This is a genomic window from Streptomyces sp. SCSIO 75703, assembly GCF_036607905.1.
In the GTDB taxonomy this organism is placed as follows: domain Bacteria; phylum Actinomycetota; class Actinomycetes; order Streptomycetales; family Streptomycetaceae; genus Streptomyces.
Map to the genome: position 1 here is coordinate 875,527 of NZ_CP144555.1, position 25,006 is coordinate 900,532.

Annotated in this window: 19 protein-coding genes; 10 read left to right on the forward strand and 9 right to left on the reverse strand. The window is 73.2% G+C overall.

The genetic code is table 11. The annotated features are described in order from the left end of the window. Positions 1 to 82: 82 nt before the first annotated feature. Positions 83 to 373, reverse strand: a complete 291-nt coding sequence (locus VM636_RS03990) for a DUF3040 domain-containing protein (protein WP_030418731.1) — start codon at positions 371 to 373, stop codon at positions 83 to 85. Positions 374 to 481: 108 nt separating this feature from the next. Beyond that, positions 482 to 1,780 carry an ArsB/NhaD family transporter gene (locus VM636_RS03995; RefSeq protein WP_030418730.1) on the reverse strand — a complete coding sequence of 433 codons (1,299 nt, stop codon included), beginning with the start codon at positions 1,778 to 1,780 and terminating at the stop codon, positions 482 to 484. 561 nt (positions 1,781 to 2,341) lie between these two features. Here VM636_RS03995 and VM636_RS04000 point away from each other — a divergent pair. From VM636_RS04000 to VM636_RS04010, 3 genes are all read left to right on the forward strand, one after another. Next, on the forward strand, positions 2,342 to 3,307 hold the full coding sequence (locus tag VM636_RS04000) for a HAMP domain-containing sensor histidine kinase (protein WP_030418729.1): 966 nt from the start codon (positions 2,342 to 2,344) through the stop codon (positions 3,305 to 3,307). A 42-nt stretch (positions 3,308 to 3,349) separates the two neighbouring features. Next, a complete protein-coding gene (locus VM636_RS04005; RefSeq protein ID WP_030418728.1) occupies positions 3,350 to 4,414 on the forward strand; it encodes a biotin/lipoate A/B protein ligase family protein in 1,065 nt (354 codons plus the stop codon). A gap of 208 nt (positions 4,415 to 4,622) precedes the next feature. Continuing rightward, positions 4,623 to 5,288, forward strand: a complete 666-nt coding sequence (locus VM636_RS04010; protein WP_338483307.1) for a hypothetical protein — start codon at positions 4,623 to 4,625, stop codon at positions 5,286 to 5,288. 19 nt (positions 5,289 to 5,307) lie between these two features. On the opposite strand, the gene VM636_RS04015 is transcribed toward VM636_RS04010, so the two are convergent. From VM636_RS04015 to VM636_RS04035, 5 genes are all read right to left on the reverse strand, one after another. Beyond that, the gene (locus VM636_RS04015) at positions 5,308 to 6,330 is read right to left on the reverse strand and encodes a TIGR03842 family LLM class F420-dependent oxidoreductase (protein ID WP_030418726.1); all 1,023 of its coding nucleotides are present in this window, start codon (positions 6,328 to 6,330) and stop codon (positions 5,308 to 5,310) included. Positions 6,331 to 6,341: 11 nt separating this feature from the next. After that, on the reverse strand, positions 6,342 to 7,745 hold the full coding sequence (gene hydA / locus VM636_RS04020) for a dihydropyrimidinase (protein ID WP_030418725.1): 1,404 nt from the start codon (positions 7,743 to 7,745) through the stop codon (positions 6,342 to 6,344). 34 nt (positions 7,746 to 7,779) lie between these two features. Further along, complete coding sequence (locus VM636_RS04025; RefSeq protein ID WP_030418724.1) at positions 7,780 to 9,063, reverse strand: aspartate aminotransferase family protein; 1,284 nt, start codon at positions 9,061 to 9,063, stop codon at positions 7,780 to 7,782. Then, positions 9,060 to 9,902, reverse strand: coding sequence for a nitrilase-related carbon-nitrogen hydrolase (locus VM636_RS04030; RefSeq protein WP_053914239.1), 843 nt, complete (start codon positions 9,900 to 9,902; stop codon positions 9,060 to 9,062). Before VM636_RS04030 ends, VM636_RS04025 begins: the two co-directional genes overlap by 4 nt. A gap of 341 nt (positions 9,903 to 10,243) precedes the next feature. Next, positions 10,244 to 10,510 (reverse strand): helix-turn-helix transcriptional regulator, encoded by a 267-nt coding sequence (locus VM636_RS04035; protein ID WP_053914240.1) that lies wholly within the window; start codon positions 10,508 to 10,510, stop codon positions 10,244 to 10,246. A gap of 62 nt (positions 10,511 to 10,572) precedes the next feature. On the opposite strand from VM636_RS04035, the gene map reads away from it, so the two are divergent. Both map and VM636_RS04045 read left to right on the forward strand, forming a co-directional pair. Then, complete coding sequence (gene map, locus VM636_RS04040; protein ID WP_338483314.1) at positions 10,573 to 11,349, forward strand: type I methionyl aminopeptidase; 777 nt, start codon at positions 10,573 to 10,575, stop codon at positions 11,347 to 11,349. Between the two features lie 132 nt (positions 11,350 to 11,481). After that, on the forward strand, positions 11,482 to 14,010 hold the full coding sequence (locus VM636_RS04045; RefSeq protein ID WP_053914242.1) for an ATP-dependent Clp protease ATP-binding subunit: 2,529 nt from the start codon (positions 11,482 to 11,484) through the stop codon (positions 14,008 to 14,010). Positions 14,011 to 14,016: 6 nt separating this feature from the next. On the opposite strand, the gene ggt is transcribed toward VM636_RS04045, so the two are convergent. Next, positions 14,017 to 15,819 (reverse strand): gamma-glutamyltransferase, encoded by a 1,803-nt coding sequence (gene ggt / locus VM636_RS04050; RefSeq protein ID WP_030418719.1) that lies wholly within the window; start codon positions 15,817 to 15,819, stop codon positions 14,017 to 14,019. A gap of 957 nt (positions 15,820 to 16,776) precedes the next feature. On the opposite strand from ggt, the gene VM636_RS04055 reads away from it, so the two are divergent. Next, positions 16,777 to 17,205, forward strand: a complete 429-nt coding sequence (locus VM636_RS04055; protein WP_051821205.1) for a hypothetical protein — start codon at positions 16,777 to 16,779, stop codon at positions 17,203 to 17,205. An 88-nt stretch (positions 17,206 to 17,293) separates the two neighbouring features. Here VM636_RS04055 and VM636_RS04060 read toward each other — a convergent pair whose 3' ends face one another. Beyond that, the gene (locus tag VM636_RS04060) at positions 17,294 to 18,184 is read right to left on the reverse strand and encodes an Lrp/AsnC family transcriptional regulator (RefSeq protein ID WP_030418717.1); all 891 of its coding nucleotides are present in this window, start codon (positions 18,182 to 18,184) and stop codon (positions 17,294 to 17,296) included. Positions 18,185 to 18,478: 294 nt separating this feature from the next. Between VM636_RS04060 and VM636_RS04065 the strand changes: the two genes are divergently transcribed. From VM636_RS04065 to VM636_RS04080, 4 genes are all read left to right on the forward strand, one after another. Next, the gene (locus VM636_RS04065; RefSeq protein ID WP_158786383.1) at positions 18,479 to 19,960 is read left to right on the forward strand and encodes an APC family permease; all 1,482 of its coding nucleotides are present in this window, start codon (positions 18,479 to 18,481) and stop codon (positions 19,958 to 19,960) included. Between the two features lie 6 nt (positions 19,961 to 19,966). Continuing rightward, on the forward strand, positions 19,967 to 22,477 hold the full coding sequence (locus VM636_RS04070) for a CehA/McbA family metallohydrolase (protein ID WP_338483321.1): 2,511 nt from the start codon (positions 19,967 to 19,969) through the stop codon (positions 22,475 to 22,477). Between the two features lie 71 nt (positions 22,478 to 22,548). After that, positions 22,549 to 24,168 (forward strand): N,N-dimethylformamidase beta subunit family domain-containing protein, encoded by a 1,620-nt coding sequence (locus VM636_RS04075; protein WP_234340461.1) that lies wholly within the window; start codon positions 22,549 to 22,551, stop codon positions 24,166 to 24,168. Continuing rightward, the gene (locus VM636_RS04080) at positions 24,165 to 24,518 is read left to right on the forward strand and encodes a cupin domain-containing protein (RefSeq protein WP_030418713.1); all 354 of its coding nucleotides are present in this window, start codon (positions 24,165 to 24,167) and stop codon (positions 24,516 to 24,518) included. Before VM636_RS04075 ends, VM636_RS04080 begins: the two co-directional genes overlap by 4 nt. Positions 24,519 to 25,006: the final 488 nt, after the last annotated feature.

The following is a 25,006-nucleotide window of genomic DNA, read 5'->3' on the forward strand; positions in this document are numbered from 1 at the left end:
GTGCCTCCAGGGGTGTTCCGGCGGCAGGGGCGGACGCGGGGCGTCCGGCCCCGCGGCGCGGGCGCCGTGCGCGCCGCTCCGGTCAGTGCCTCGGCCAGGAAGTGCGCCGGGGCGGCGGGTCGGGTCCCGGTGCCAGCAACTCCCCCGCCACACCGGCCAGGACGAGCCCGGTGGCGATGAGCAGACCGTGCGGGAGCACGATGCCGGCGCCGAACACCGCGAGCGCGGCGACCAGCAGCAGCCAGAGCCATCGGCGGCGCCGGTCGCGGGGCCTGCGGGGCAGGCCGCTCGCCAGGGCGTCGGCGAAACGGGGGTCCTCACGGCGCAGTCGCGCCTCGATCTCGGCGAGCCGGTCGTCAGGTGATCGGGGCATGGCTCCTCCCTTCCGGCGCGGGGCCGCAGGCAGGCGGGGCGGGTGAGGCGAGTGGGGCGGTCTTCTTTGCGGGCCATCTGTTCTCCTCGCGGGGTAGGCGGCATCACGTCACACCAGTACGAAGTAGCGCAACCACACATAGGCCGCCGCGATGCTGACCGTGGTGGCGGTGACCACCAGGCCGTAGCGGCTGAACTGCCAGAACGAGATGTGGTGTCCCTCGCGCGCGGCGATCCCGACCACCACGACGTTGGCCGAGGAGGCGATGATCGTGGCGTTTCCGCCGAGGTCCGCGCCGAGCGCGAAGGCCCACCACAGCATGCCCGCTTCCTCCAGGCCGCCCGCCGACTCCACGATCTCGGCGACGATCGGACTGACCGACGCCACGAACGGGATGTTGTCGATCAGTCCGGAGGGTACGACGGATCCGAAGACGAGGGCCATCGCGGTGCCGAAGAGCCTGCCGTCGGCCGCCTCCGCCGCCGCCCGCCCCAACTCGCCGATCACGCCGGTCTGCACCAGCGCGCCGACCATGACGAAGAGACCGGCGAAGAAGGCCAGGGTGTCCCACTCGACGTCCTTGGCGACCTCGGTGGGGTTGAGCCGCGAGGCGGCCAGCAGCACCAGGCCACCGCTGATCGCGACGACGGAGGGCTCCATGTCCAGATGGGTGTGGAGGACGAAGCCGGCGATCACCGCGGCCATCACCACACCGCTGAGGACCAGCAGCCGGGAGTCCTTGATGGCCTCGCGGGGGTTCATCTCCATGACGGCGGCGGCGCGTTCGGGGTCGTGGTGGAAGGCGCCGCGGAACAGGAACCGGCTCATCAGGATGAAAACGATCGTCAGCACGACGACGATCGGCGTCATGTGGATCAGGAAGTCGTTGAAGGACAGTCCCGCCCGGGAACCGATCATGATGTTGGGCGGGTCACCGATCAGGGTGGCGGCTCCGGCGATGTTGCAGGTCATCACCTCGGCGATCAGATAAGGGATGACGGGCAGTCCGAGCTGCCGGCAGACCGAGATGGTCACCGGCACGATCAGCAGGACCGTCGTCACGTTGTCCAGCCAGGGCGACGGTATCGCCGTCGCCAGGATCAGCAACACCATCAGCCGGTACGGTCTGCCGCGCGCTTTGCGCGCGGCCCAGATGGCGATGAACTCGAAAAGACCGGTCCGCTTCAGCACGGCGACGATCAGCATCATGCCGAGCAGCAGGAAGATGACGTCCCAGTCGATGCCGGAGTCGGCGGAGAAGAAGGCGTGATCGGGTTCGGTCGCGCCGATGAGCAGCATCGCGACCGCGCCGCCCAGCGCGGCGGCGACCCGGTGCACCCACTCGGTCGCGATCAGGACGAAGACGACGGCGAACACCGCCACGGCGAGCCATGTCGTGACGTTCACCCAGTGTCCTCCCCCGCGCGGACCCTGATCGAACGGGCCGTCACGGCGCCGGACGGGCGCACGCCGGGCGCGGGCGTGACACGGCGGGACCGCGCGCGGCGCGGCCCCGGTTCGTCTACCGCCTCGGTCCACCCCGATTTCTGCGGCGTTGTCTTCATGGCCCAGCTCCTCTCGTGCACGACCGGCCGACGGCGTCTCACGCCCGCCGGCGAGCCGCGCCCGCGCGCCTCCCGCGAGGGGAGGACGGCCGCGGGCGGTACGACCGTCGAGACCGGGGAGCACCAGACGAGGGCGTCACGAAGCGGCGGCCGCCGCAGGGACACTCACTGGGCCGGAAAGGGGGATTGCCTACACCCTCGCCCGAGGCCCCCACACCCGGCCATTGGGGACGCCACCCAATTACGTCCGGACCCGACCTGTAGATCAGGGCCGTGGTCAGCGAAAACGGGGAGAAATGGGTACCAGGACCGATGGACCCCGGCGCCCCCGGCACCCAGTCTGGGTCGGACCGTCGCGCAGGCGGCGGTCGGAGCAGGGACGTGTCAGGGAAGGCGGTACGAGGTGCCCTTGTTCTGGAGGATCTCCCTCTTCAACGCGGTGGTGCTGGTCACCGCCACCGCGCTGCTGCTGGGACCGGTCACCGTGTCGACGCCCGTTCTGCTCACCGAGGCGGCGATCCTCACGGTCGGCCTGGCCGTGATCCTGATCGCCAACGCGGTGCTGCTGCGCATCGGCCTCGGCCCGCTGCGGCAGCTCGCGCGCACCATGACCACCACCGACCTGCTGCGGCCCCGGGCCCGGCCGGCCGCCGACGGCCACGGCGAGATCGCCGAGCTGATCACCACCTTCAACACGATGATCGACCGGCTGGAGGCCGAGCGCGCCTCCAGCGCCGCCCGCGCCCTCACCGCCCAGGAGTCCGAGCGCCACCGCGTCGCCCAGGAACTGCACGACGAGGTCGGCCAGACCCTCGCCGCCGTCCTGCTCGACCTCAAGCGGGTCGCCGACCGCGCCCCCGACCCCGTACGGGAACAGCTCCACCAGGTGCAGGAGTCCACCCGCGCCAGCCTGGACGAGATCCGGCGCATCGCCCGCCGCCTGCTGCCCGGGGTGCTGGAGGAGCTGGGGCTGGCCAGCGCGCTGCGCTCCCTCGCGGCCGAGTTCACCGGGCCGTCGCTCTCCGTGCGGCACCACATCGAACCCCGGCTGCCCGCCCTCGGCGACAACGCCGACCTGGTCCTGTACCGGGTCGCCCAGGAGAGCCTGACCAACGCCGCCCGGCACGCCGGCGCCACCCGCGTCGACCTCACCCTGGAGCGCACCGAGGGCGCCGTGGAGCTGAGCGTGCGCGACAACGGCAGCGGCATCGACGACACCGCCGAGGGCGCGGGCATCCGCGGCATGCGCGAGCGGGCCCTGCTGATCGGCGCCGACCTGCTGCTGCGGGCCGTGCCGGGCGGCGGCACCGAGGTCCGGCTGACCGTGCCCGTGCCCGACCTGGAGGCGGAGCCCGCGGGAACACCGTGATCGCCCGCGCGGTTGAGGGGGGTGCGGAACGGAGGCAGGACAGTGCACGGTGAGTACAAGATCCCCGGCGGCAAGCTGGTCGTCGTCGATGTGGAGGTCGAGGACGGCGTGCTGCGGCACGTGCGGGTGGCCGGCGACTTCTTCCTGGAACCGGACGAGGCGCTCGACGCGGTCGACCGGGCGCTGGAGGGCGTGCCGGCGAGCACCGACGCCGCGGGGCTGGCGGCGCGGATCGAGGCGGCGCTGCCGGAGGGCACCGTGATGTACGGGCTGACGGCGGAGGGCGTCGCCGTCGCGGTGCGCCGCGCGCTGGCCGAGGCCACCGACTGGACCGACTACGACTGGCAGCTCGTCCGCGAGGGCCCGCAGCCGCCCGCGCTGCACATGGCGCTGGACGAGGTGATCACCGCCGAGGTCGCCGCGGGCCTGCGCCCGCCGACGCTGCGCGTGTGGGAGTGGGCCTCCCCCGCCGTGATCATCGGCAGCTTCCAGTCGCTGCGCAACGAGGTGGACCCGGAGGGCGCCGCCCGCCACGGCGTCGAGGTGGTCCGCCGGATCTCCGGCGGCGGCGCCATGTTCGTGGAACCGGGCAACACCATCACCTACTCGCTGTCGGTGCCCGAGTCCCTGGTGCAGGGCCTCTCCTTCCAGGACAGCTACGCCTACCTCGACGACTGGGTGCTCGGCGCCCTCGCCGACATGGGCGTCCGCGCCTGGTACCAGCCGCTCAACGACATCGCCACCGACCAGGGCAAGATCGCGGGGGCGGCGCAGAAGCGGATGGTGGGGCACGCGGGCCGCCCCGGCGCGGTGCTGCACCACGTGACGATGTCGTACGACATCGACGCGGACAAGATGCTGGACGTGCTGCGCATCGGGCGGGAGAAGCTGTCCGGCAAGGGCATCGGCAGCGCGAGGAAGCGGGTCGATCCGCTGCGCCGGCAGACCGGCCTGTCCCGCGAGGCGGTGATCGACCGCATGGTCGCCTCCTTCGCGGCGCGGTACGGGCTGGCCGAGGGCAAGGTGGGCGAGGACGAGCTGACGCGGGCCCACGAGCTGGCGCGGGAGAAGTTCTCCTCCCCCGAGTGGACCGCCCGGGTCCCCTGACAGGCACCCGCCGCCGGCCGTCGCGGCGGTGTTTTCGCTGGTCTGTGGTGGTCCGGGGGCATCCGTCCGGGGGCTTTGCGGTGCGTCTGCGTCACCGCGCGGGCACGGTCCGAGTTGGCCCTTCCGCCGCACCGCCTCTCGTGTGAGACTGACGTCCCCGTCCGCTGTGCGGACCCCTCTCCGCACCGTCCCCCACGAGAAGTGCGCCGTGCGTCCCCTTCCCCTGCCCCTCGCCCTCACCGCGCGTCTGGCCCCGGTCGCCGTGCTCGCCACGGCGGGCTGGGCCCTGTCGTCCGGGCCGGAGACGAGACCGGTCGCCGAGCGCGAGCGGCCGCCCGAGCCGGGGGCCTCGCAGTCCCCGTCCGCCCCGGCGACGGAGGCGGTGACCAAGACCCATGCCGCCGCGCCCGCGCCGTGCGAGGTGCTCGCCGAGAAGACGATCACGTCGCTGGTGCCGGGCGTGAAGACCGAGGGCAAGGAGATCCCGTCCACCGACACGAAGGTGCGCCGCACCTGCTCGTGGAACGCGCTCAAGGGGTTCGACTACCGCTGGCTCGACGTCTCCTACGAGGTGATGGCCACCGACGAGGCGGCCGGGAAGTCGTACAAGGAGCGGGTCGCCGACCGCGGCGGCGGCGGCGAGGTCCCGGGCCTGGGCGACGAGGCGTACTCGGTGGTCAACCTCACCACCGAGGACAAGCAGGAGACCCGCGAGGGCACGGTGCTGGTCCGCGCGGCCAACGCGCTGGTGATGATCACGTACAACGGCAGCGACTTCGAGAGCGGGCGGGCCCCCGCCACCGACGTGATCAACAAGGGGGCCATCCAGGCCGCGAAGGAGGCGGTGGCCGCGTTGTCGGCCGGTTCGGCCTGACCCGCCGCCCGGCCGCGGCTCAGCCGCCCACGGCCGGGATCACCCGGCTGCCGTAGGCGTCGATCACGGCTTCCCGGGCGTCGTGCATGGCGTACAGGGCGAACTGGTCGACGCCGAGGGCGCGCAGCGCGGTCAGCTTCTCGATGTGGCGTTCCACCGGGCCGGTCAGGCAGAACCGGTCGACGATCGCGTCGGGCACGAACCGGGTGTCCGGGTTGCCGCTGCGCCCGTGGTGGGCGTAGTCGTAGCCCTCGCGGGCCGCGATGTAGTCGGTGAGTTCGCCGGGGACGGCGGCCGAGTGGGTGCCGTAGCGGGCGACGAGGTCGGCGACGTGGTTGCCGACCATGCCGCCGAACCAGCGGCACTGCTCGCGGGCGTGGGCGAGCGCGGCGGGCGAGTCGTCCTCGGTGACGTAGGCGGGGGCGGCGACGCAGACCGTCACCTCGGACGGGTCCCGTCCGGCCGCGGCGGCGGCCTCGCGGACGGTGCGGACCATGGACTCGGTGAGGTAGAGGTCGGCGAGCTGGAGGATGAACCCGTCGGCCTCCTCGCCGGCGGTCCGCAGCGCCTTCGGCCCGTACGCGGCCATCCACACGGGCAGTTCGGCGCCGGGGCGCACCCAGGGGAAGGAGACGACGGTGCCGCCGCCGAGGTCGGCCCGCTCACCCCGGGCCAGGGCGCGGATGACCTTCATGGCCTCGCTGAGGGTGGCCAGCGTGACGGGCCTGCGGCCGGCCACCCGCATCGCGGAGTCGCCGCGCCCGATGCCGCAGACGGTGCGGTTGCCGTACATGTCGTTGAGGGTGGCGAAGGTCGAGGCGGTCACCTCCCAGGCGCGGGTGGCCGGGTTGGTCACCATCGGCCCGACCGTCAGCCGGTCGGTGTGGGCCAGGATCTGGCTGTGGATCACGTACGGTTCCTGCCACAGCACGCAGGAGTCGAAGGTCCAGCCGTGGGTGAAGCCGTTGCGCTCGGCCCGCCGCATGAGGGAGACGACCCGGGAGGCCGGCGGGTCGGTCTGCAGGACGAGTCCGAAGTCCATGGGCACCGCTCCTAGGCGAGGTACTGGCAGGTGGAGCGCGGCAGGTAGACGCCGTGGCCGGGGCGCCCGGTCCAGCGGCCGGCGGTCACGACGGGCTCGCCGCGGGAGAGGACCGTCTCGGCCCGTCCGGTGAGCCGGCGGCCCTCGTACGGCGAGTAGTCGACGTTCATGTGGTGGGTGCGGGCGGAGACGACGTGTTCGGCGCGGGGGTCGTAGACGACCAGGTCGGCGTCGGAGCCGGGGGCGAGGGTGCCCTTGCGCGGGTAGAGGCCGAACATGCGGGCCGGGGCGGCGCAGGCGATCTCGATCCAGCGGCGGCGGGTGATGCGGCCCTCGACGACGGCCTGGTGGAGCAGGTCCATGCGGTTCTCGACGCCCGGCATGCCGTTGGGGATGCGGGAGAAGTCGTCGCGGCCCCGTTCCTTCTGGCCGGCGAAGCAGAAGGGGCAGTGGTCGGTGGAGACCACCTGGAGGTCGTCGGTGCGCAGCCCCCGCCACAGGGCGTCCTGGTGTTCCTGGGGTCTGAGGGGCGTGCTGCACACGTACTTGGCGCCTTCGAAGCCGGGGTCGGCGAGCCGGTCGGCGGTGAGGAAGAGGTACTGGGGGCAGGTCTCGCCGAAGACGGGCAGGCCCCGGTCGCGGGCGCGGACCAGTTCGGCGAGCGCTTCGCGGGCGGAGACGTGCACGACGTACAGCGGCGCTCCGGCGACCTCGGCGAGGCGGATGGCGCGGTGGGTGGCCTCGGCCTCCAGCAGGGCCTTGCGGACCTCGCCGTGGTGGCGCGGGTCGGTGTCGCCGCGGGCGAGGGCCTGTTCGACGAGGACGTCGATGGCGATGCCGTTCTCGGCGTGCATCATGATCAGCCCGCCGTTGCCGGCGGCGCGCTGCATGGCGCGCAGGATGCGGCCGTCGTCGCTGTAGAAGACGCCGGGATAGGCCATGAACTGCTTGAAGGAGGTGACGCCCTCCGCGACCAGCAGGTCCATCTCGGCGAGCGTGTCCTCGCGCACATCGGAGACGATCATGTGGAAGGCGTAGTCGACGGCGCAGACGCCCTCGGCCTTGGCGTGCCAGGCGTCGAGTCCCTCGCGCAGGCCGCGGCCGGGGGTCTGGATCGCGAAGTCGACGATGGTGGTGGTGCCGCCCCAGGCGGCGGCGCGGGTGCCGGTCTCGAAGGTGTCGGACGCCCGGGTGCCGCCGAAGGGCATCTCCATGTGGGTGTGGGCGTCCACCCCGCCCGGGACGACGTACTTGCCGGTGGCGTCGATGACGCGGTCGGCGGTGAGGGCGGCGGCGGCCGGGGTGCCGGCCGCGGCGAGGGCGGCGACGCGTCCGTCCTCGACGAGGACGTCGGCGTGCGTCTCGTCGCTCGCGGTGACGACGAGGCCGCCGCGGACGAGGGTGCTGCTGCTCATGGCTCGTGCCTCCGGTCGGGACGGCGGCGGGCTGTCACAGGCCGCGCAGGGCGGATTCGAGGACGGCGGCGCCCTCCTCGGCCTCGGCGACGGTGAGGGAGAGCGGCGGGGCGATGCGCAGGGCGCTGGTGGAGTGGCCGCCGCCCTTGCCGATGAGCAGTCCGCCGGCGCGGGCGGCCTCCAGGACGGCGGAGGCGGCCTCGTGGTCGGCCTCGTCGGTGCCGGGGCGGACCAGTTCGACGCCGATCATCAGTCCGCGCCCGCGCACCTCGCGGACGTGGGGCACCTGGGCGGCGACGGCCCGCAGCCGTTCGATGAGCAGTCCGCCGACGCGGCGGGCGTTGCCCTGGAGGTCGTGTTCCAGCAGGTAGGCGAGGTTGGCGAGGCCGGCCGCCATGGTGACCTGGGTGCCGCCGAAGGTGGAGATGCTGTGGGCGTCGAGGCAGTTCATGATCTCGGCGCGGGCGATGACGCCGCCGACGGACATGCCGTTGCCGAGGCCCTTGGCGAAGGTCACGATGTCGGGCGGGCCGCTGCGGCCGTGGGCCTGCCAGCCCCAGAAGTGGTCGCCGGTGCGGCCCCAGCCGGTCTGCACCTCGTCGGCGATCCACAGGATGCCCCGTTCGCGCAGCACCTCGCGGAAGGCGGCGTAGAGGCCGTCGGGCGGGGAGGTGAAGCCGCCGACGCCCTGGACCGGCTCGGCGATCAGGGCGGCCGGGGCGCGGGTGTGGCCGAGCAGGTCCTCCAGGTCCCGGACGCAGGCCGCGATGAACTCCCGGTCGTCCAGGTGGGCGAAGGGGCCGCGGGTGCGGACGCCGCCGTGCACGTAGAGGGTCTGGAGCGGGGAGAGGGAGGTCGGGGACCAGCCGCGGTTGCCGGTGACGCCGACGGAGGAGAAGGAGCGGCCGTGGTAGCTGTTGCGCATCGCGAGGACGGTGTTGCTGCGCCGGTGGGTGGTGGCGAGCAGCAGGGCGGTGTCGTTGGCCTCGGTGCCGGAGGTGGTGAAGAAGACGCGGGCGTCGGGGATGCCGCTCAGGTGGGCGACGCGTTCGGCGAGGTCGACCATGGGGCGGTTGAGGTAGAGCGTGGAGGTGTGCAGGACGCGTCCGGCCTGGTCGCCGACGGCCTTGGTGACCTCGGGCAGGGCGTGCGCGGTCATGGTGGTGAGGATGCCGCCGAAGAAGTCGAGGTAGCGGCGGCCGGCGGCGTCCCAGACGTGGCGGCCCTCGCCGTGGGTGATCTCCAGGGGCTCCTCGTAGTAGAGGGCGAGCCAGTCGGGCAGGACGGCCCGGTGGCGGCCGAGCAGGTCGCGGTTCACGGGCGCACCAGCCCTTCGTAGGCGTCGGGGCGGCGGTCGCGGTAGAAGGCCCATTCGCGGCGCACCTCGTCGACGAGGCCGAAGTCGAGGTCGCGGACGAGGAGTTCCTCCTCGGTGTCGGAGGCCGGGTCGCCGACGAGGCGTCCGCGCGGGTCGGCGAAGTACGAGGAGCCGTAGAAGTCGTTGTCGCCGTACTCCTCGACGCCGACGCGGTTGATGGCGGCGACGAAGTACTGGTTGGCGACGGCCGCGGCGGGCTGTTCCAGCCGCCACAGGTGGGCGGAGAGCCCGCGGTGGGTGGCGGACGGGTTGTAGACCAACTGCGCTCCGGCGAGGCCGAGTTGGCGCCAGCCCTCGGGGAAGTGCCGGTCGTAGCAGATAGAGACGCCGATCCGGCCTGCGGCGGTGTCGAAGACGGGCCAGCCGAGGTTGCCGGGGCGGAAGTAGTACTTCTCCCAGAAGCCGGGGAGCTGGGGGATGTGGTGCTTGCGGTACTTGCCGAGGTAGGTGCCGTCGGCGTCGATCACGGCCGCGGTGTTGTAGTGGAAGCCGGGCTGCTCGGTCTCGAAGACCGGCACGACCACCACCATGCCGGTCTCGCGGGCCAGCGCGCTCATGCGGGTCACGGTGGGCCCGTCGGGGACGGCCTCGGCCCAGCGGTGGTGCGCGGGGTCCTGGACCTGGCAGAAGTAGGGGGCGTTGAAGACCTCCTGGAAGCCGATGACCCGCGCGCCGCGCCGGGCGGCCTCACGGGCGTGCTCCTCGTGTTTCGCCAGCATGGACTCGGTGTCCCCGGTCCAGGTCGCCTGGACCAGGGCGGCACGTACGACGTTGGCCATGAGGGTGCCCCTTCGACACGACGCCAGAGCCTTGCCCGTGGGCGGGCCGTAGAGGGACGAACGTAGGCGCAACGGGCGGGCTTGCCAAGACCATCGCCGCCACGCCGCGGTGTCGGCCGGATTTCACACCCCGGTGGCCGAGCGCTGGGCCGCCGGGAGCACGCCCCCTGCTCCATCGGGCGGACGGAGGGCGGCGCGGCCGGACGAAGGGCGGCGCGGCCGGGCGGGGGCTTCCCGCGCCGGGCGGGCAAGGCCCCGGCGCCGTGCGGGCCGGCGCCCGCGCCGCGCCGGAAGGCACCCGCGTCGCATCGGCCCGGCCCGGCGTCGTGCGGCCGGACGGCTCAGGCCGAGAGGCGGTCCGGCTCGGCGGGGGCGCAGGCGAGGGCCAGTTCGTCGAGGGAGAGGCCGAGGGCGCGGGCCAGGGCCGCCACGGTGAAGAAGGCGGGCGTGGGCGCCCGCCCGGTCTCGATCTTCCGCAGGGTCTCGGCGGAGAGCCCTGCCTCGGCCGCCACGCACGGCATGCTGCGGTCGCCGCGGGCGGCCCGCAGCAGCCGGCCCAGCCGCTCGCCGCGCTCACGCTCTTCCGGGGTCAGGGGGGTACGCACCATGGCGTCATTCTAATACCGGCCACCGCCCGGCTCCCAATTCAAATACCGGTATAGTAATCGGCATGGTGGAACTGAAGACGAAAGAATCGATCGACGCCATGCACGAGGCCGGCCAGGTCGTCGCGCGGGCCCTGACCGCCGCACGCCACGCCGCCCGGGTCGGCGTCTCGCTGCGGGAGCTGGACGAGGTGGCCCGAGAGGTGCTGCGCGAGGCGGGGGCCGGATCACCCTTCCTCGGCTACCGGCCCTCCTTCGCGCCGGTCCCCTTCCCCGCCGTGCTCTGCGCCTCCGTGAACGACGCGATCGTCCACGGCGTCCCGGACGACTACCGGCTGCGCGACGGCGACCTGCTCTCCCTGGACTGCGGCGCCACCCTGGGCGGCTGGGCCGGCGACTCGGCGCTCAGCTTCGTGGTGGGCACCCCGCGCCCCGCCGACCTCGACCTCGTCGCCACCGCCGAGCGGGCCCTCGCGGCGGGCATCGCCGCCGCCGTCGTCGGCAACCGGATCGGCGACATCGCCCACGCCGTCGGCACCGTCTGCCGCGCGGCCGGGTACGGCGTGCCCGACGGCTTCGGCGGGCACGGCATCGGCCGCCGGATGCACGAGGACCCCGAGGTCCCGAACGAGGGCCGGCCCGGCCGCGGGCTGCCGCTGCGCGCCGGGATGGTCCTCGCCATCGAGCCCATGCTCATCGGCGGCGGCACCGACGCCTGGCACACCGCCCCCGACGGCTGGACGCTGCGCACCGACGACGGCTCGCGCGCCGCCCACGCCGAGCACACGGTGGCCGTCACCGAGGCCGGCCCCCGGGTGCTGACGGCCCGCGCCGACGACTGACCCGGCACCGCACCGCCCACCGCCCGGCGTGCCCGGCGGCACGGACCGTGTCATGTTGGGCATGGGCGCGGCCCGACCGGGTTACCCGGCCCCGGCACGCCGATCAGCGAGGCAGCGGAGGGACCGGAGACGATGACCAGCGGCTTCATGGGCCCGGAGGGCGACCCGTTCGCGGAATTCCTGGCACGCTTCTTCGGCGGGCCGCGCCCCCGGCAGATCGACATCGGCCGGCTGCTCAGCCAGCCCGCCCGGGAACTGGTGCGCGGCGCCGCCCAGTACGCGGCCGAGCACGGCAGCCGGGACCTGGACACCGAGCACCTGCTGCGGGCCGCGCTCTCCGCCGAGCCCACCCGCAGCCTGCTCAGCCGGGCCGGCGCCGACCCCGACTCGCTGGCGACGCAGATCGACGAGCGGACCGGCCCGGCGCAGCACGCGCCCGGCGATGCCCCGCCGCCGACCTCGCTGTCGCTGACCCCCGCGGTCAAGCGGGCCCTGCTGGACGCGCACGAGCTGGCCCGCGCGTCCGGCACCGGGCACATCGGCCCCGAGCACGTGCTCAGCGCGCTGGCCGCCAACCCGGACTCGGCCGCCGGGCACATCCTGAACGCGGCCCGGTTCGCGCCCGGTGCCCTGCCCCAGGAGACGCCGGACGCGGCGCGGGCCCGCGCCGAGGGGGCCCGCGCCACGAACACGCCGACCCTGGACAAGTACGGGCGCGATCTGACCGACCTCGCCCGGCAGGGCCGGATCGACCCGGTGATCGGACGGGACGACGAGATCGAGCAGACCGTGGAGGTGCTGTCCCGGCGCGGCAAGAACAACCCCGTGCTGATCGGCGACGCCGGGGTCGGCAAGACCGCCGTCGTCGAGGGGCTGGCTCAGCGCATCGCCGACGGCGACGTGCCCGACGTGCTGACCGGGCGCCGGGTCGTCGCGCTGGACCTGACCGGCGTGGTCGCCGGCACCCGCTACCGGGGCGACTTCGAGGAACGGCTGAACACCATCGTCGGCGAGATCAGCGCCCACTCCGACCGGCTCGTCGTCTTCATCGACGAACTGCACACCGTGGTCGGCGCCGGCGGGGGCGGCGAGAGCGGGTCGATGGACGCGGGCAACATCCTCAAGCCGGCCCTCGCCCGGGGCGAACTGCACATCGTGGGCGCCACGACCCTGGAGGAGTACCGCAGGATCGAGAAGGACGCCGCCCTCGCCCGCCGCTTCCAGCCCATCCTGGTGCCGGAGCCGACCCCCGAGGACGCCGTCGAGATCCTGCGCGGGCTGCGCGACCGCTACGAGGCCCACCACCAGGTCCGCTACACCGACGAGGCCCTGGTGGCGGCCGTCGCGCTGTCCGACCGTTACCTCACCGACCGGCGCCTGCCCGACAAGGCCATCGACCTCATCGACCAGGCCGGCGCCCGGGTGCGGCTGCGCGCCCGAACCCGGGGCAGCGACGTACGGGCCATGGAACGCGAGGCCGAGCAGCTCGCCCGGGACAAGGACCAGGCGGTCGCGGACGAGCGGTACGAGGAGGCCACGCGGCTGCGCGACCGGGTCACCGAACTGCGCCGGCGGATCTCGGAGGAGACCGGCGACGCGGAGGCCGACGAGGGCCTGAACCTGGTGGTCGGCACGGAGGCCGTCGCCGAGGTGGTGTCCCGGCTGACCGGCATCCCGGTCAGCAGCCTCACCCAGGAGGAGAAGGACCGCCTGCTCGGCCTGGAGGAGCACCTGCACGAACGGGTCGTCGGCCAGGACGAGGCGGTCCGGGTCGTCTCCGACGCGGTGCTGCGCTCGCGCGCCGGCCTCTCCGGACCGGACCGGCCCATCGGCAGCTTCCTCTTCCTCGGGCCCACCGGCGTCGGCAAGACCGAACTGGCCCGCGCGCTGGCCGAGGCCCTGTTCGGCAGCGAGGACCGCATGGTCCGCCTGGACATGAGCGAGTACCAGGAGCGGCACACCGTCAGCCGCCTCGTCGGCGCCCCGCCCGGCTACGTCGGGCACGAGGAGGCCGGCCAGCTCACCGAGGTGGTGCGCCGGCACCCGTACTCGCTGCTCCTGCTGGACGAGGTGGAGAAGGCGCACCCGGACGTCTTCAACATCCTGCTCCAGGTGCTCGACGACGGGCGTCTGACCGACTCCCAGGGCCGCACCGTCGACTTCTCCAACACGGTCGTCGTGATGACCAGCAACCTCGGCTCGGACGTCATCGGCCGGCGCGGGGCCGGGATCGGCTTCGGCGCGGGCGGCTCGGACGCCGACGAGGAGGCCCGGCGCGAGCAGGTGCTGCGTCCGCTGCGGGAGCACTTCCGGCCCGAGTTCCTCAACCGCATCGACGAGATCGTCGTCTTCCGGCGGCTCAGTGGGGAGCAACTGCGGCAGATCACCGGCCTGCTGCTGGAGCGGACCCGGCGCATGGTCCGCGCCCAGGACATCACCGTCGACTTCACCGACGGGGCCGTCGACTGGCTCGCCGAGCGCGGCTACCAGCCCGAGTACGGGGCCCGGCCGCTGCGCCGCACCATCCAGCGCGAGGTCGACAACCAGCTCTCCCGGCTGCTGCTGGACGGGCGGATCACCGAGGGCGGCCGGGTCACGGTCGAGGTCGAGGACGGCCGGCTGGCGTTCCGCACCGAGGACCCGTCCGTCCCCGCCTCCTGACCCCGGCTACCGGGTGGGCCGGACCACCATCGCCGCACCGCCGCCGCGCCGTTCCTTCTCGGCGGCCGCCAGCCACCTGCCGTCCGGCAGCCGCTGCACCGCGGTGGCCGCCCCGATCTCCGGGTTGCGGGTGAAGACGTGCCCGAGCGCCTCCAGCCGGGGGCGCGCCGGGCTGTCGTAGAGGCCGGGTTCGAGTTCGGTGCGGGCCGCGTTGCGCTGGCTGGCGCGCGGGGCGGCGATGGCGTCGACGAGCGGCAGCCCGCGGTCCAGGACGCCGGTGAGCGTCTGCAGCACGGTCGTGATGATGGTGGCGCCGCCGGGCGAGCCGAGCGCGAGGACGGGCCGGTCGTGCCGGTCGAGCACGATGGTCGGCGCGATCGAGGACCGGGGCCGCTTGCCGGGGCCGGGCAGGTTCGGGTCGTGCACGGCGGGGTCCGCGGGGGCGAAGGAGAAATCGGTCAGCTCGTTGTTGAGCAGGAAGCCCCGGCCGGGCACGGTGATGCCGCTGCCGCCGGTCTGCTCGATGGTGAGCGTGTAGGCGACGACGTTGCCCCACCGGTCGGCGACCGTCAGGTGGGTGGTGCTCTCGCCCTCGTACGTCGTCGGGGCGGCCCGGCCGCCGCGTGCGCAGGGGACGGGGTGGCGGGGGTCGGCGGGGGCCAGGGGGCTGGTGAGCACCGCGTCGTCCCTGATGAGGCAGGCGCGGGCGTCGGCGTGCCGCTGGGAGAGCAGTTCCCGGGTGGGCACGGGCGCGAAGGCGGGGTCGCCGACCCAGCGCCCGCGGTCGGCGAAGGCGATGCGGCTCGCCTCGATGAAGCGGTGCAGGTACCGCTCCTGGCTCGCGGCCCTCAGGTCGGTGCGCTCCAGGATGTTGAGGGCCTCGCCGACGGTGGTGCCGCCCGAGGACGAGGGGGCGATGGAGTGGACGCTCAGGCCGCGGTAGTCGGTACGGGTGGGCGCCTGGAGCTTGGCGCGGTAGGCGGCGAGGTCGGCCCGGTCCAGCGTGCCGGGGCGGGCGTTCCAGCCGGAGGCCGGGTCGACCGGCGGCTTGGCGACGGTGGCGACGATGTCCTCGCCGATCGCGCCGCGGTAGACGGACCGCACGCCCTCGCGGCCCAACTGCCGGTAGGTGCGGGCCAGGTCGGGGTTCTTGAGGGTGGAGCCGACGGCCGGGAGCCGCCCGCCGGGCAGGAACAGCGCGGCGGTGTCCGGGAAGTGACGGAACCGCTCCTCGTTGGCGGCGGTCTGGGAGCGGAAGGTCTCGTCGACGGTGAAGCCGTCGGAGGCCAGCCGTTCGGCCGGCTTCAGCACCGAGGCGAGCGAGCGGCTGCCCCAGGTGTCGAGCGCCTTCTGCCACGTGGCGGGGGTGCCGGGGGTGCCGACGGCGAGGCCGCTGGTGACGGCGTCGGCGAAGGCGAGGGGTTTCCCGTCCTCCAGGAACAGGTCCTCGTCCGCGTCGAGCGGGGCGGTCTCGCGGCCGTCGATCGTGTGCACGGCGCGGGTGCGGGCGTCGTAGTACACGAAGTAGCCGCCCCCGCCGACGCCGGCGGAGTAGGGCTCGGTGACGCCGAGCGCGGCGGCGGTGGCCACGGCGGCGTCGACGGCGTTGCCGCCCTTGCGCAGGATCTCGATCCCGGCCGCGGAGGCGTCCGCGTCGACGCTGGAGACCGCGCCCCCGTGGCCGACGGCGACCGGGGTCTTCGGGAGGGCGGGGCCGGGTGGCGCGCCCGGCGGGGCGGCGGCCCCCACCGAGAGCATGGCGGCCGAGACCGCCAGGACCGTCAGATTCCGTGCGACAGGGCGACGCATCCGCACCTCCAGGGGCAGCCGGTCCGGGCAGCCTAATTCATCGCCATGACCCCGTCAGGAGGGCACCGAAGACACGCCGGACGGTGCCCGCCGGATGGCAACGGTGCCGCGCCGCGACCGACTCGTGACCGTCGCCGTCAGGGATCCCGCCGGTCACCACCGGCTCGGCACACGCCTCGCATCTCCCAACCGGACTGTGGACGGACATCGACAATGCAACGAACAGGAGAGTGCGCCCACGCGGGAACCGGCCATTTCGGACCGTCGATGCCGACTCCCCGGTGAGCACGTCACTCTGCTGAAGTCGTCCGGCCGGGCCCAGGCGGTGTCCCCGGGTGCCGGGTTCCTGGGCGGTATCGGCGGTGCCGGGCGGACGGGTGGCGCGGGGCGGAGCCCGACACGTCGACGGAAGGACGGACAAGCACACGAATCCGTGACGCAGACGGATTTCCTGATCGAAAACTCAACCACCGGCGGCTTTACCTGTTTGCCGGCCCAACCGGCCTGTTCTGCCGCCGGGTTGGGACAGGCTGACCGACTACACCCGAACGATGGGTTTACCGAAAAGCTCCCCGCTGCGGTGGTGCGTCACGGCAGCGCCGTATGCCAGCCTCGTACCGAGGCTCTTCCCGCGATCCCCAGCGGAGCAGCGAGCGGCGTCGGAGGTGGTCGATCGCAAAGCGGCGGGGGTCCCCTTATGCGGTGCAGGCGGACGATCCGACACGCGGCGAGTGGCCGCAATTGGCGGCGGAACCCGCTGGGGGTCACGCGAAGCCCTCAGCGGCTCATCGGTGGGCAGCTTATTGCTTACTTGCCTTGGTTCTCCGGCGTGAACTCGCATGCTGAGCCGGACCTCTTTCGCCCGTGGCAGTGGCGGGCCCTCGATGGTCATTCGACCGCCACCGGTCCAGGCGGCCGGCGGGATCGCCAACGGGCTGGGAGACACCGGCCCCGAACATGGTGCGCGACGTGCTCGACTTCCTCGCCGGCGTGCGCAGCCCGCACATCGGCGTGTGCGTGGACAGCTCCCACGTCGTCCTCGGCAGCAGCGGCCCGAAGGCGTACCGCCGCGACATCCGGGACGCCGCCGACCAGCGGCGCCTGCACTACGTGCAGGTGTCCCCGCCGGACCGCGGCGAGGTCGCGGACAGCTGGATCCCCTGGCGTACGTTCCTCGAACCCGTCCTGCCCGTGTACCACGGGCCGCTGCTCATCGAAGTCTTCAACGCGATCCCGGCGTTCCTCACGTCGTTGCGGCTGACACGGCGCAAGTTCTGGATCCCCATGGGTGACGAGCCGGTTCCGGGTGTGCCGAGCGCCTACGACGTCGCCGAGGAGGGGATCACGAGACTGCGTGCGGAGCTGGCCAAGCTCGAAGAGCGGTGACCCCGCCGGGTAGCCACGCACGGCCCCGGCCGGCCCGAGGCACCGTTCCGGCAGTACCCGGAAGTGCTCGCGACAGGCTCGCACAGGGTCAGCCGCCCAGTTCCGCCACCGCGTAGGTCTCCTTGACGAAGCGCAGGTGGCTCCAGCTGTCGACGGCGCTGACGCCGGGCAGTGAGCGGACCGTCTCCAGCGTCTCCGTGAGCTGGCCGTGCATGAAGGTGCGCACGGTCGCCAGCAGGTCGAAGCGGCCCAGCGTGCGGGCCAGGAAGCTGATCGCCGGCATGTCGAGGAGCGCCCGCGTGACCTCCCGGTGGCCGCCGTCCAGCTGGATGCCGAGCCCCATGGAGAGCTGGTTGTCCTCCCCGGACTGACGTACGAGGGCGCCGACCCGCACCACCTCGCCCTCCAGCAGCCGCACCACGCGGCGGCGCACGCCGGCCGGGGAGAGCCCCACCAGCCGGGCCAGCTCCACGTACGGGACCCGGCCGTCGTCCTGCAGCGCCCGGAGCAGCGCGATGTCGACCTCGTCCACCTCGTGGGTGACCTCGCCGACCGGGCCGATGACGTCCCGGAGCACCTCGGTGTAGGGGAGCGTCTCGACCGTGCGCACGCCGTCCAGGGACCGGAGCGCCCCGACCACCTCGTCGACGCGCAGCGTCGAGCCGGCCCGGATCTCGGCGATGATGGAGGCGAGTCCGCTGGTCAGCGACACGAAGGGGACGTCGTCGCGTTCGGCGATCCGGGCCGCCACGGGTTCGGCGCGGCCGGTGACCGAGAGGCTGGCGTGGGCGAGCGAACCGCGGCCGATCACCGCGGGGTGGACCACGCCCCGCACCTCCACCTCGCCCGAGGTGAGCAGGCGCTGCAGCCGGGCCGCCACGGTCGACCGGGACAGCCCGGACCGGCGGGCGATCTCGCGGTGGGCGAGGCGGCCGTCGGACTTCAGCAGCTGGAGGATCGCCTCGTCGGCCATGTCCATGACTTCACTCCCCCGCGAAATTTCCTCGACGCCAGTTTGGCTTCCCTGGGCTGCCGAACCATACACAGATACGGCAGTTGGCGATAGAAGTGACGCTGACTGGCCATGACATTCGGCAATTCGTGACTGCCACCAGGATGACGCGGATCGAATTGCTTGCCAACCCCCCGGGCTGTTCCTAGTCTCACGGCATCGCACTGCCGGACGGGGCGAGGGGACCGGCCCCGCGAGGGGCGGCAGAACTGGCTCCGCATTCGCCCGCCCCGGCCCCCGAACCGCTTGAGGAGCCCGACCGTGGCAGAAGCAACAGTGGACGCGCACCAGAGACAGGAAGGCTCCGGCACCGGCCTGGCGCGCAACGCGCTCAACCTTCCCGAACTCGTCTTCACCGCCATGGCCGCCCTGGCTCCCCTGACCCTGGTCGCGGCCGTCATGCCGCTCCACTTCTTCGTCGGCGGAGCCTCGGTGCCGGGCGGCTACCTGGTCGCCGCGGCCGTGATGGGCCTGTTCGCCGTCGGGCTGACGACGATCACGCGCTACGTCCGCAGCACGGGCGCCTTCTACTCGATCATCACGCGGGGGCTCGGCAAGGAAGCGGGTTCGGCCGCCGCGCTGCTCGCCGTCATGGCGTACAACGCGCTGCAGATCTCGACCTACGGGGCCCTCGGCCTGTACGCGGGCGATTTCGCCGGCCGGCTGCTCGGCATCGACGCGCCCTGGTGGCTCTACGCCGGGGTCGCTCTGGCCGGGGTGGGCGTTCTCGGATATCGCGGCATCACCGCCAGTGCCAAGGTGCTCACGGTCGTCCTCGGCCTGGAAATGCTGGTCCTGCTGATTCTCGCCGTCGCGATCTTCGTGGACAGCGGGCCGTCGGGATTCTCCGCCGAGCCGTTCGCGCCCTCCACGGTGCTCGACCCGGGCAACGGCGCCATGTACGGGCTCATCTTCGGCGCGTTCATGGGCTTCGAATCCACGGTGATCTATTCCGAGGAGACCTCGGGCGGTGCCCGCACCGTGCGCAGGGCCACCTACGTCGTGGTCGCGATCATCGGGGTCTTCTACGCCATGATGGCCTACGCCATCGTGACCGCGTACGGCGCGGGCGGGATCGCCACCGCGGCGGGTGAGAACCCCTCCGAGCTGGTGCTGGTGCTCTTCGACCGGTACCTGCCCTCCTGGTCCGGCGAGGTCGTCTCGCTCCTGCTGCTCCTGAGCGCCTTCGCCGCGCTCGTCGCCCTGCACAACGCCAGCAACCGGTACACCTACGCCCTGGGCCGGGAGCGGCTCATCCCCTCGGTCTTCTCGCGGACACACCCGACGACCAGGTCCCCGTGGGTCGCCGGCCTGGGCCAGTGCGTCCTCGCGGTCGTCGTGCTGACGGTCTGCGCCGTCCTCGACGTCGACCCCTACCTCGGTCTGCTGCTCTGGGGCAGCGCGCTCGGCTTCCTCGGCATCATCGCCCTGTGGGCGCTGTGCGCGCTGGCCATCGTCGTCCACATGAGACGCCACCACCGCGAGGCCGGCCTGTGGCGCACCCTCATCGCCCCGCTGCTGGCCAGTCTGGCCCTCGCGGTCGTCTCGGTCATCGTCGTCGCCCACTTCGACCTCTTCTCCGGCGGCACGCCGGCCGTCAACACCGTGCTCTTCACGCTCGCCGCCCTCTCCGTGGTGGGAGGCGTGGCGCGCGCCCTGTACCTGCGGGCGCGCTCACCGGAGACCTACGCGCTGATGGGCACGACGAACGCCGCCTCGGCCGACGACACGGAAGGACACTGATCCGCCATGACCCCCTCGCTCCCGCGCGGCGGTGCCCCCGACTACCGGCCGCTGGACCTCACCGGCGTCGCCGACACCGCGGTCGACGTCTTCGAGGACCCGGACGACGTACGGCTCGGCACCCGCGTGCTGCACGGTCTGCCGTTCCGCTTCGGGGACCGGGAGCGCGCCGTGCTCCTCGTCCCGCCCGCCGGCTCGGCCCGGGTCCCCGTCGACGGCCGGCCCACCTGGCTGGTGTTCGCCCACGCGCTCCTGGAGCCGGAACTCTTCGAGGGCGGGCGGGTCGGGCAGGAGGTGGGCGCCTACCGGCTGGAGTACGCCGACGGCACGACCGTCACCCGGCCCCTGCGCCAGCGCTTCGAGATCGGCCCGACACCGCGCCGCTGGGACGACCGCCCGCTCCCCCTCGACTGGGGCCAGACGCCGCTGCTCGCCCGCAACGACGCCGAACACGTTCTGATGAACCGTTCCTGCGGCCGGTACGACGAGGCCGGGGCCCGCCTGGTGGGCATCGACGACCCGCAGTCGCGCGTTCCCTACGTGCTGCCCTACCGCTTCTACCTCTGGGCCATGGAGAACCCGCGGCCCGACCTGGAACTCACCGGTCTGGTGGCCGAGGCCCGCGGCGCCTCGCTGATCCTCGGCGCCCTCACCCTCAGCGACCTCGACGAGGAGCCGTTCACCCGCACCGTCGCCCGCGAGGTGCTGGTCGAGGTGCGCGACGGCGGCGTCACCGAGTCGCTGGAACTCCGGGTCGACCGGGGCACGGCCTCCTACGTCCTGCGCACCGTCCCCGACGTGGAGGCGGCCCCCGAGCTGCCGGGCGGCTGGGGCCGCAGCCGCCCCGAGGTCTGGAGCACCGGGTACACCAAGGTCTCCGCCTCCCCCTCGGCGACCGTCACCGTCCGCGACGGCGACACGGTCCTGGGCACCCTGCGGTGGGGCGACCTCGTCGAGCGCGGGGTCCTCACCCTCGACCGGTGCACCGTCCGGCTGCCCGGCGCCGACCAGAACTGGGTCAGGACGACCGTGCGGGACGAGACCGGCGAACCGGTGGCCTGCCGCATCCGGTTCCAGAGCACCGACGGCATCCCGCTCGCCCCCTACGGCCACCACGCCCACATCAACTCCGACGGCGGGACGTGGAACCTCGACATCGGCGGCGACGTCCGCCTCGGCAGCTACACGTACGCCGCGATCGACGGGGCGTGCGAGGGCTGGCTGCCCACCGGTCCCGTCCAGGTGGAGGTCGCCCGGGGTTTCGAGTACGAGCCGATCCGGGAGACCGTGACGATCGCCCCGGACCAGACGGAACTCGACCTGGTGCTGACCCGGCGGTTCAGCGCCCGCGACCGCGGCTACCTCAGCGGTGACACCCACGTGCATTTCATGTCGACCCAGGGCGCCGAACTGGAGGCACGGGCCGAGGACCTGCAGGTGGCGAACCTGCTCCTGGCCCAGTGGGGCGAACACTTCACCAACACCGAGGAGTTCACCGGCCGCCCGCACGTCTCGCACGACCGCCGGACGACGGTCTACGCGGGCCAGGAGAACCGCACCAACATGCTCGGCCACATCAACCTCCTGGGCCTGCGCAAGCCGATCATGCCCTGGTCCACCGGCGGCTCCGAGGAGGACGAACTCGGCGGCGGGCTGGCGACGACCCTCTCGCACTGGGCCGACGAGTGCCACGCGCAGGGCGGGACGGTGGTCCTGGCCCACTTCCCCGTCCCGTACGGGGAGACCGCCGCGCTGCTGGCCACCGGCCGGCTCGACGCGGTGGAGACGATCGCCTACGACGAGTACAACATCACCGAGTACTACCGGTACCTCAACGCCGGATTCCGCGTCCCACTGGTCGGCGGCACCGACAAGATGACCAGCGAGGTCCCCGTCGGCCTGGTGCGCACCTACGCCGCGGCCGGCGGCGGCGACTACGAGTCGTGGTGCGAGGGCATCAGGCGCGGCGACACCATGGTCTCCAGCGGACCGCTGCTGTGGCTGCGCGTCGACGGGCAGCCACCCGGGACCCTGCTGACCGGCCGTGCCTCCGTCCACGTCGAGGTCGAACTGGAGACGATCTTCCCCGTCGAGCGGATCGAACTGGTCCGCAACGGGGAGGTGATCAGGACCGAGCCCGTCGGCTCCGGCGCCACCGGCCACCGGTTCGGCCTGACGGTGGAGACGGACGGATCGGACTGGTTCGCGGCACGGTGCTTCGGCGCCGCCGACGCGGGCCCGCGGCACGCCGACACCTGGAGCCGGCCGGTCTTCGCCCACACCTCGCCGGTCTACGTGTCGTCACGCCCGGTCTACGAGCGCCACGACGCCGAGGTGCTGACCACCATGCTCGCCATGATCGACGGCGCCCGGCGCCACGTCACGGAGCAGGCGCGCACCCGGTGGGCCGGCACCGTGCGCCACCGCCACGGCGAGGGCGACCACCTCGCCTACCTCACCCGTCCCTTCGACGAGGCGAGCGCGGCCCTGCGGGACCGCCTCGACCGGCACGGGTGACGGACCCCGCAAGCAGGAATCCCCCCTCACCCCCGGAGAACAGAGCCGCAGTGACACTGAACCCCGACGCCATGAGCGCGTTGACGAACACACCCGCCCCGCCCTTCGCCTGGTCCCCGAAGGGGTGGCCCTCCGAGCGCCCCTTCACCGACCCGCGTACTCCGGAGACCTGGCTCTACACCGGCCGGTACTCCTACGCCCCGGGCGAGCGGGTCGACTTCCACGTCTCCTCCACGGCCGACGAGTTCGAGCTGGAGATCATCCGCGACGGTGCCGAACCCCGGACCGTCCACCACGAGCACGGTCTCACCGCCCCCCGGCAGGAGACCCCGCAGGACGCCTACGCCGCGGGCTGCGGCTGGGAGGTCACCCACGGCTGGCAGGTGCCCGAGGACCTGGAGTCGGGCCTCTACCTCGTGGTGGTGCGCAACCCGATGCCGCACGGCGTCTGGGAGCGCGAGCACTTCTTCGTCGTCCGCGGCGCCCCCGGCCGGCGCGCCGGCATCGCGCTCGTCCTCACCACCGGCACGCTCAGCGCCTACAACGACTGGGGCGGCGCCAACCACTACCGCGGCATCGGCGACGACCCGCGCAACGACTCGGGTTCCCCGGTCTCCTCGACGCAGCGGCCCGTCGGCCGGGGCATGCTGCGCAAGCCGCCCGGCGCACCGCGCGAGTACCACCCCTACACCCCCGGCATCGGCTGGGTGCCCCGCTACGACTCCTACGAATGGGCGCGGTACAACGGCTACAGCCGCCACCACGCCGACGCGTTCTGGGCGACGTACGAGAGGCCCTTCGTGGTCTGGGCGGAGCGGGCGGGCTACCGGCTCGACTACCTCACCCAGACCGACCTGCACCAGGACCCGTCCGCGCTCGACGACTACGCGTGCGCGGTGGTCGTCGGCCACGACGAGTACTGGACGTGGCAGATGCGGGACGTCGTCGACGCGTTCGTCGAGCGCGGCGGCGGTTTCGCCCGGTTCGCCGGGAACTACCAGTGGCAGGTCCGGCTCAGCGAGGACGGCACCACCCAGTACTGTTACCGGCTGCCCTCGCTGGACCCGGAGGCGGCGGCCACGCCCCACCTGGCCACGACCAACTGGGAGGCCAAGAGCGTGGGCCGTCCCGGCGCCACCACGACCGGCCTCAATGGCCTCGGCGGCATCTACAACCGGTACGGCACCGCCGTCCCGCGCTCCTCGGGAGGATTCACCGTCTACCGGCCCGAGCACTGGGCGTTCGCCGGGACCGACCTCTACTACGGTGACCTGCTCGGCGGTCCGCCCGCCTTCCTGGCCGCCTTCGAGGTCGACTCGGTCGAGTACACGTTCCGCCGCGGCCTGCCGTACCCCACCTTCGAGGACGGCGCCCCCGACACCCTGGAGATCCTCGCGATCTGCCCGGCCGCCAAGGGCGAGGAGGACCGGTTCGGCGGGCGGCACCCCATCGGCGGCCCCGAGGCCGAGGTCTACGCCTACAACGCCGAACTCGGCGACGACCTGCCGGACTACGTGCACGAGAACCAGATGCGCGGCGCCGGGATGATCGCCGCCTTCACCCGCGGGGCCGGCGAGGTCTTCAACGGCGGCTCGACCGAGTGGCCGCACGCGCTGGAGGTCGGCGACCCGTTCGTCGACCGGATCGTCCGCAACGTCCTGGACCGCTTCGCAGCCGAGGAGAACCGATGAACATCGACGCGGTGAAGGCCGTCGGCCGCGACACCGGCCGGGCCGTCGTCCCCGACCCCGCCGGCTACGACGACGTCCGCGGCCGCTGGTCGGAGACGGAGTACCGGGCCGTCGAACTGGCCGAGGACTCGCTGGGCGGGCTGTGGGAGGGCGAGCCGGGCAGCGTCTCGTTCGACTCCTGGCCCTACACGGAGTTCTGCGTGATGATCAGCGGCCGGGTGGCGGTCGTCGACGCGGACGGCGGGCGCCGCGAGTTCGGAGCCGGCGAGGCGTTCGTCGTGCCCCGCGGCTTCCGCGGCACGTGGGAGACGATCGAGCCGTCGGTCAAGTATTTCGTGGCGATGCGCTGACCGGGACCCGCCCGTGGTGACCGCTCGGGAGCCACTCGGGAACCTCGCCGAGCGTTCCCCGCGAGACGCCCGGCCGGGAGGTCCCGGCCGGGAGGTCCCGGCCGGGCGTCCCGTCTGCTCCGGCCGCACGACCTGCGGCCGGGTGGGGCGGCCGGGTCGGGGACGCTGCGCGGACATCGGGCGGGCGTCGCCGTCGGTGAGGACCCGGCGGATCGGCTCGACGCCGTCGCAGCGGTCCGGGTACTCGTCGATGAACGCTGCGAGCGTGGGTGCGGCCGGTCGGGTTCGCCCGCCACCAGTCCTGCTTGGCCGCCGGATGCAGCCCGGTCAGCGGCGCCCGGGGCCGACCGGCCCCGGGCGCCGGCCTCATGAACCGAGCGCGCAGCTCGACCGCTCCACTCCCCCGGGACCGAACCCGCCGGTACCACCTGCTGGAACTACCCCCGTTCGTCCGGCACCAGCCGCACAACAGCCCCGCCTCCCGAGCC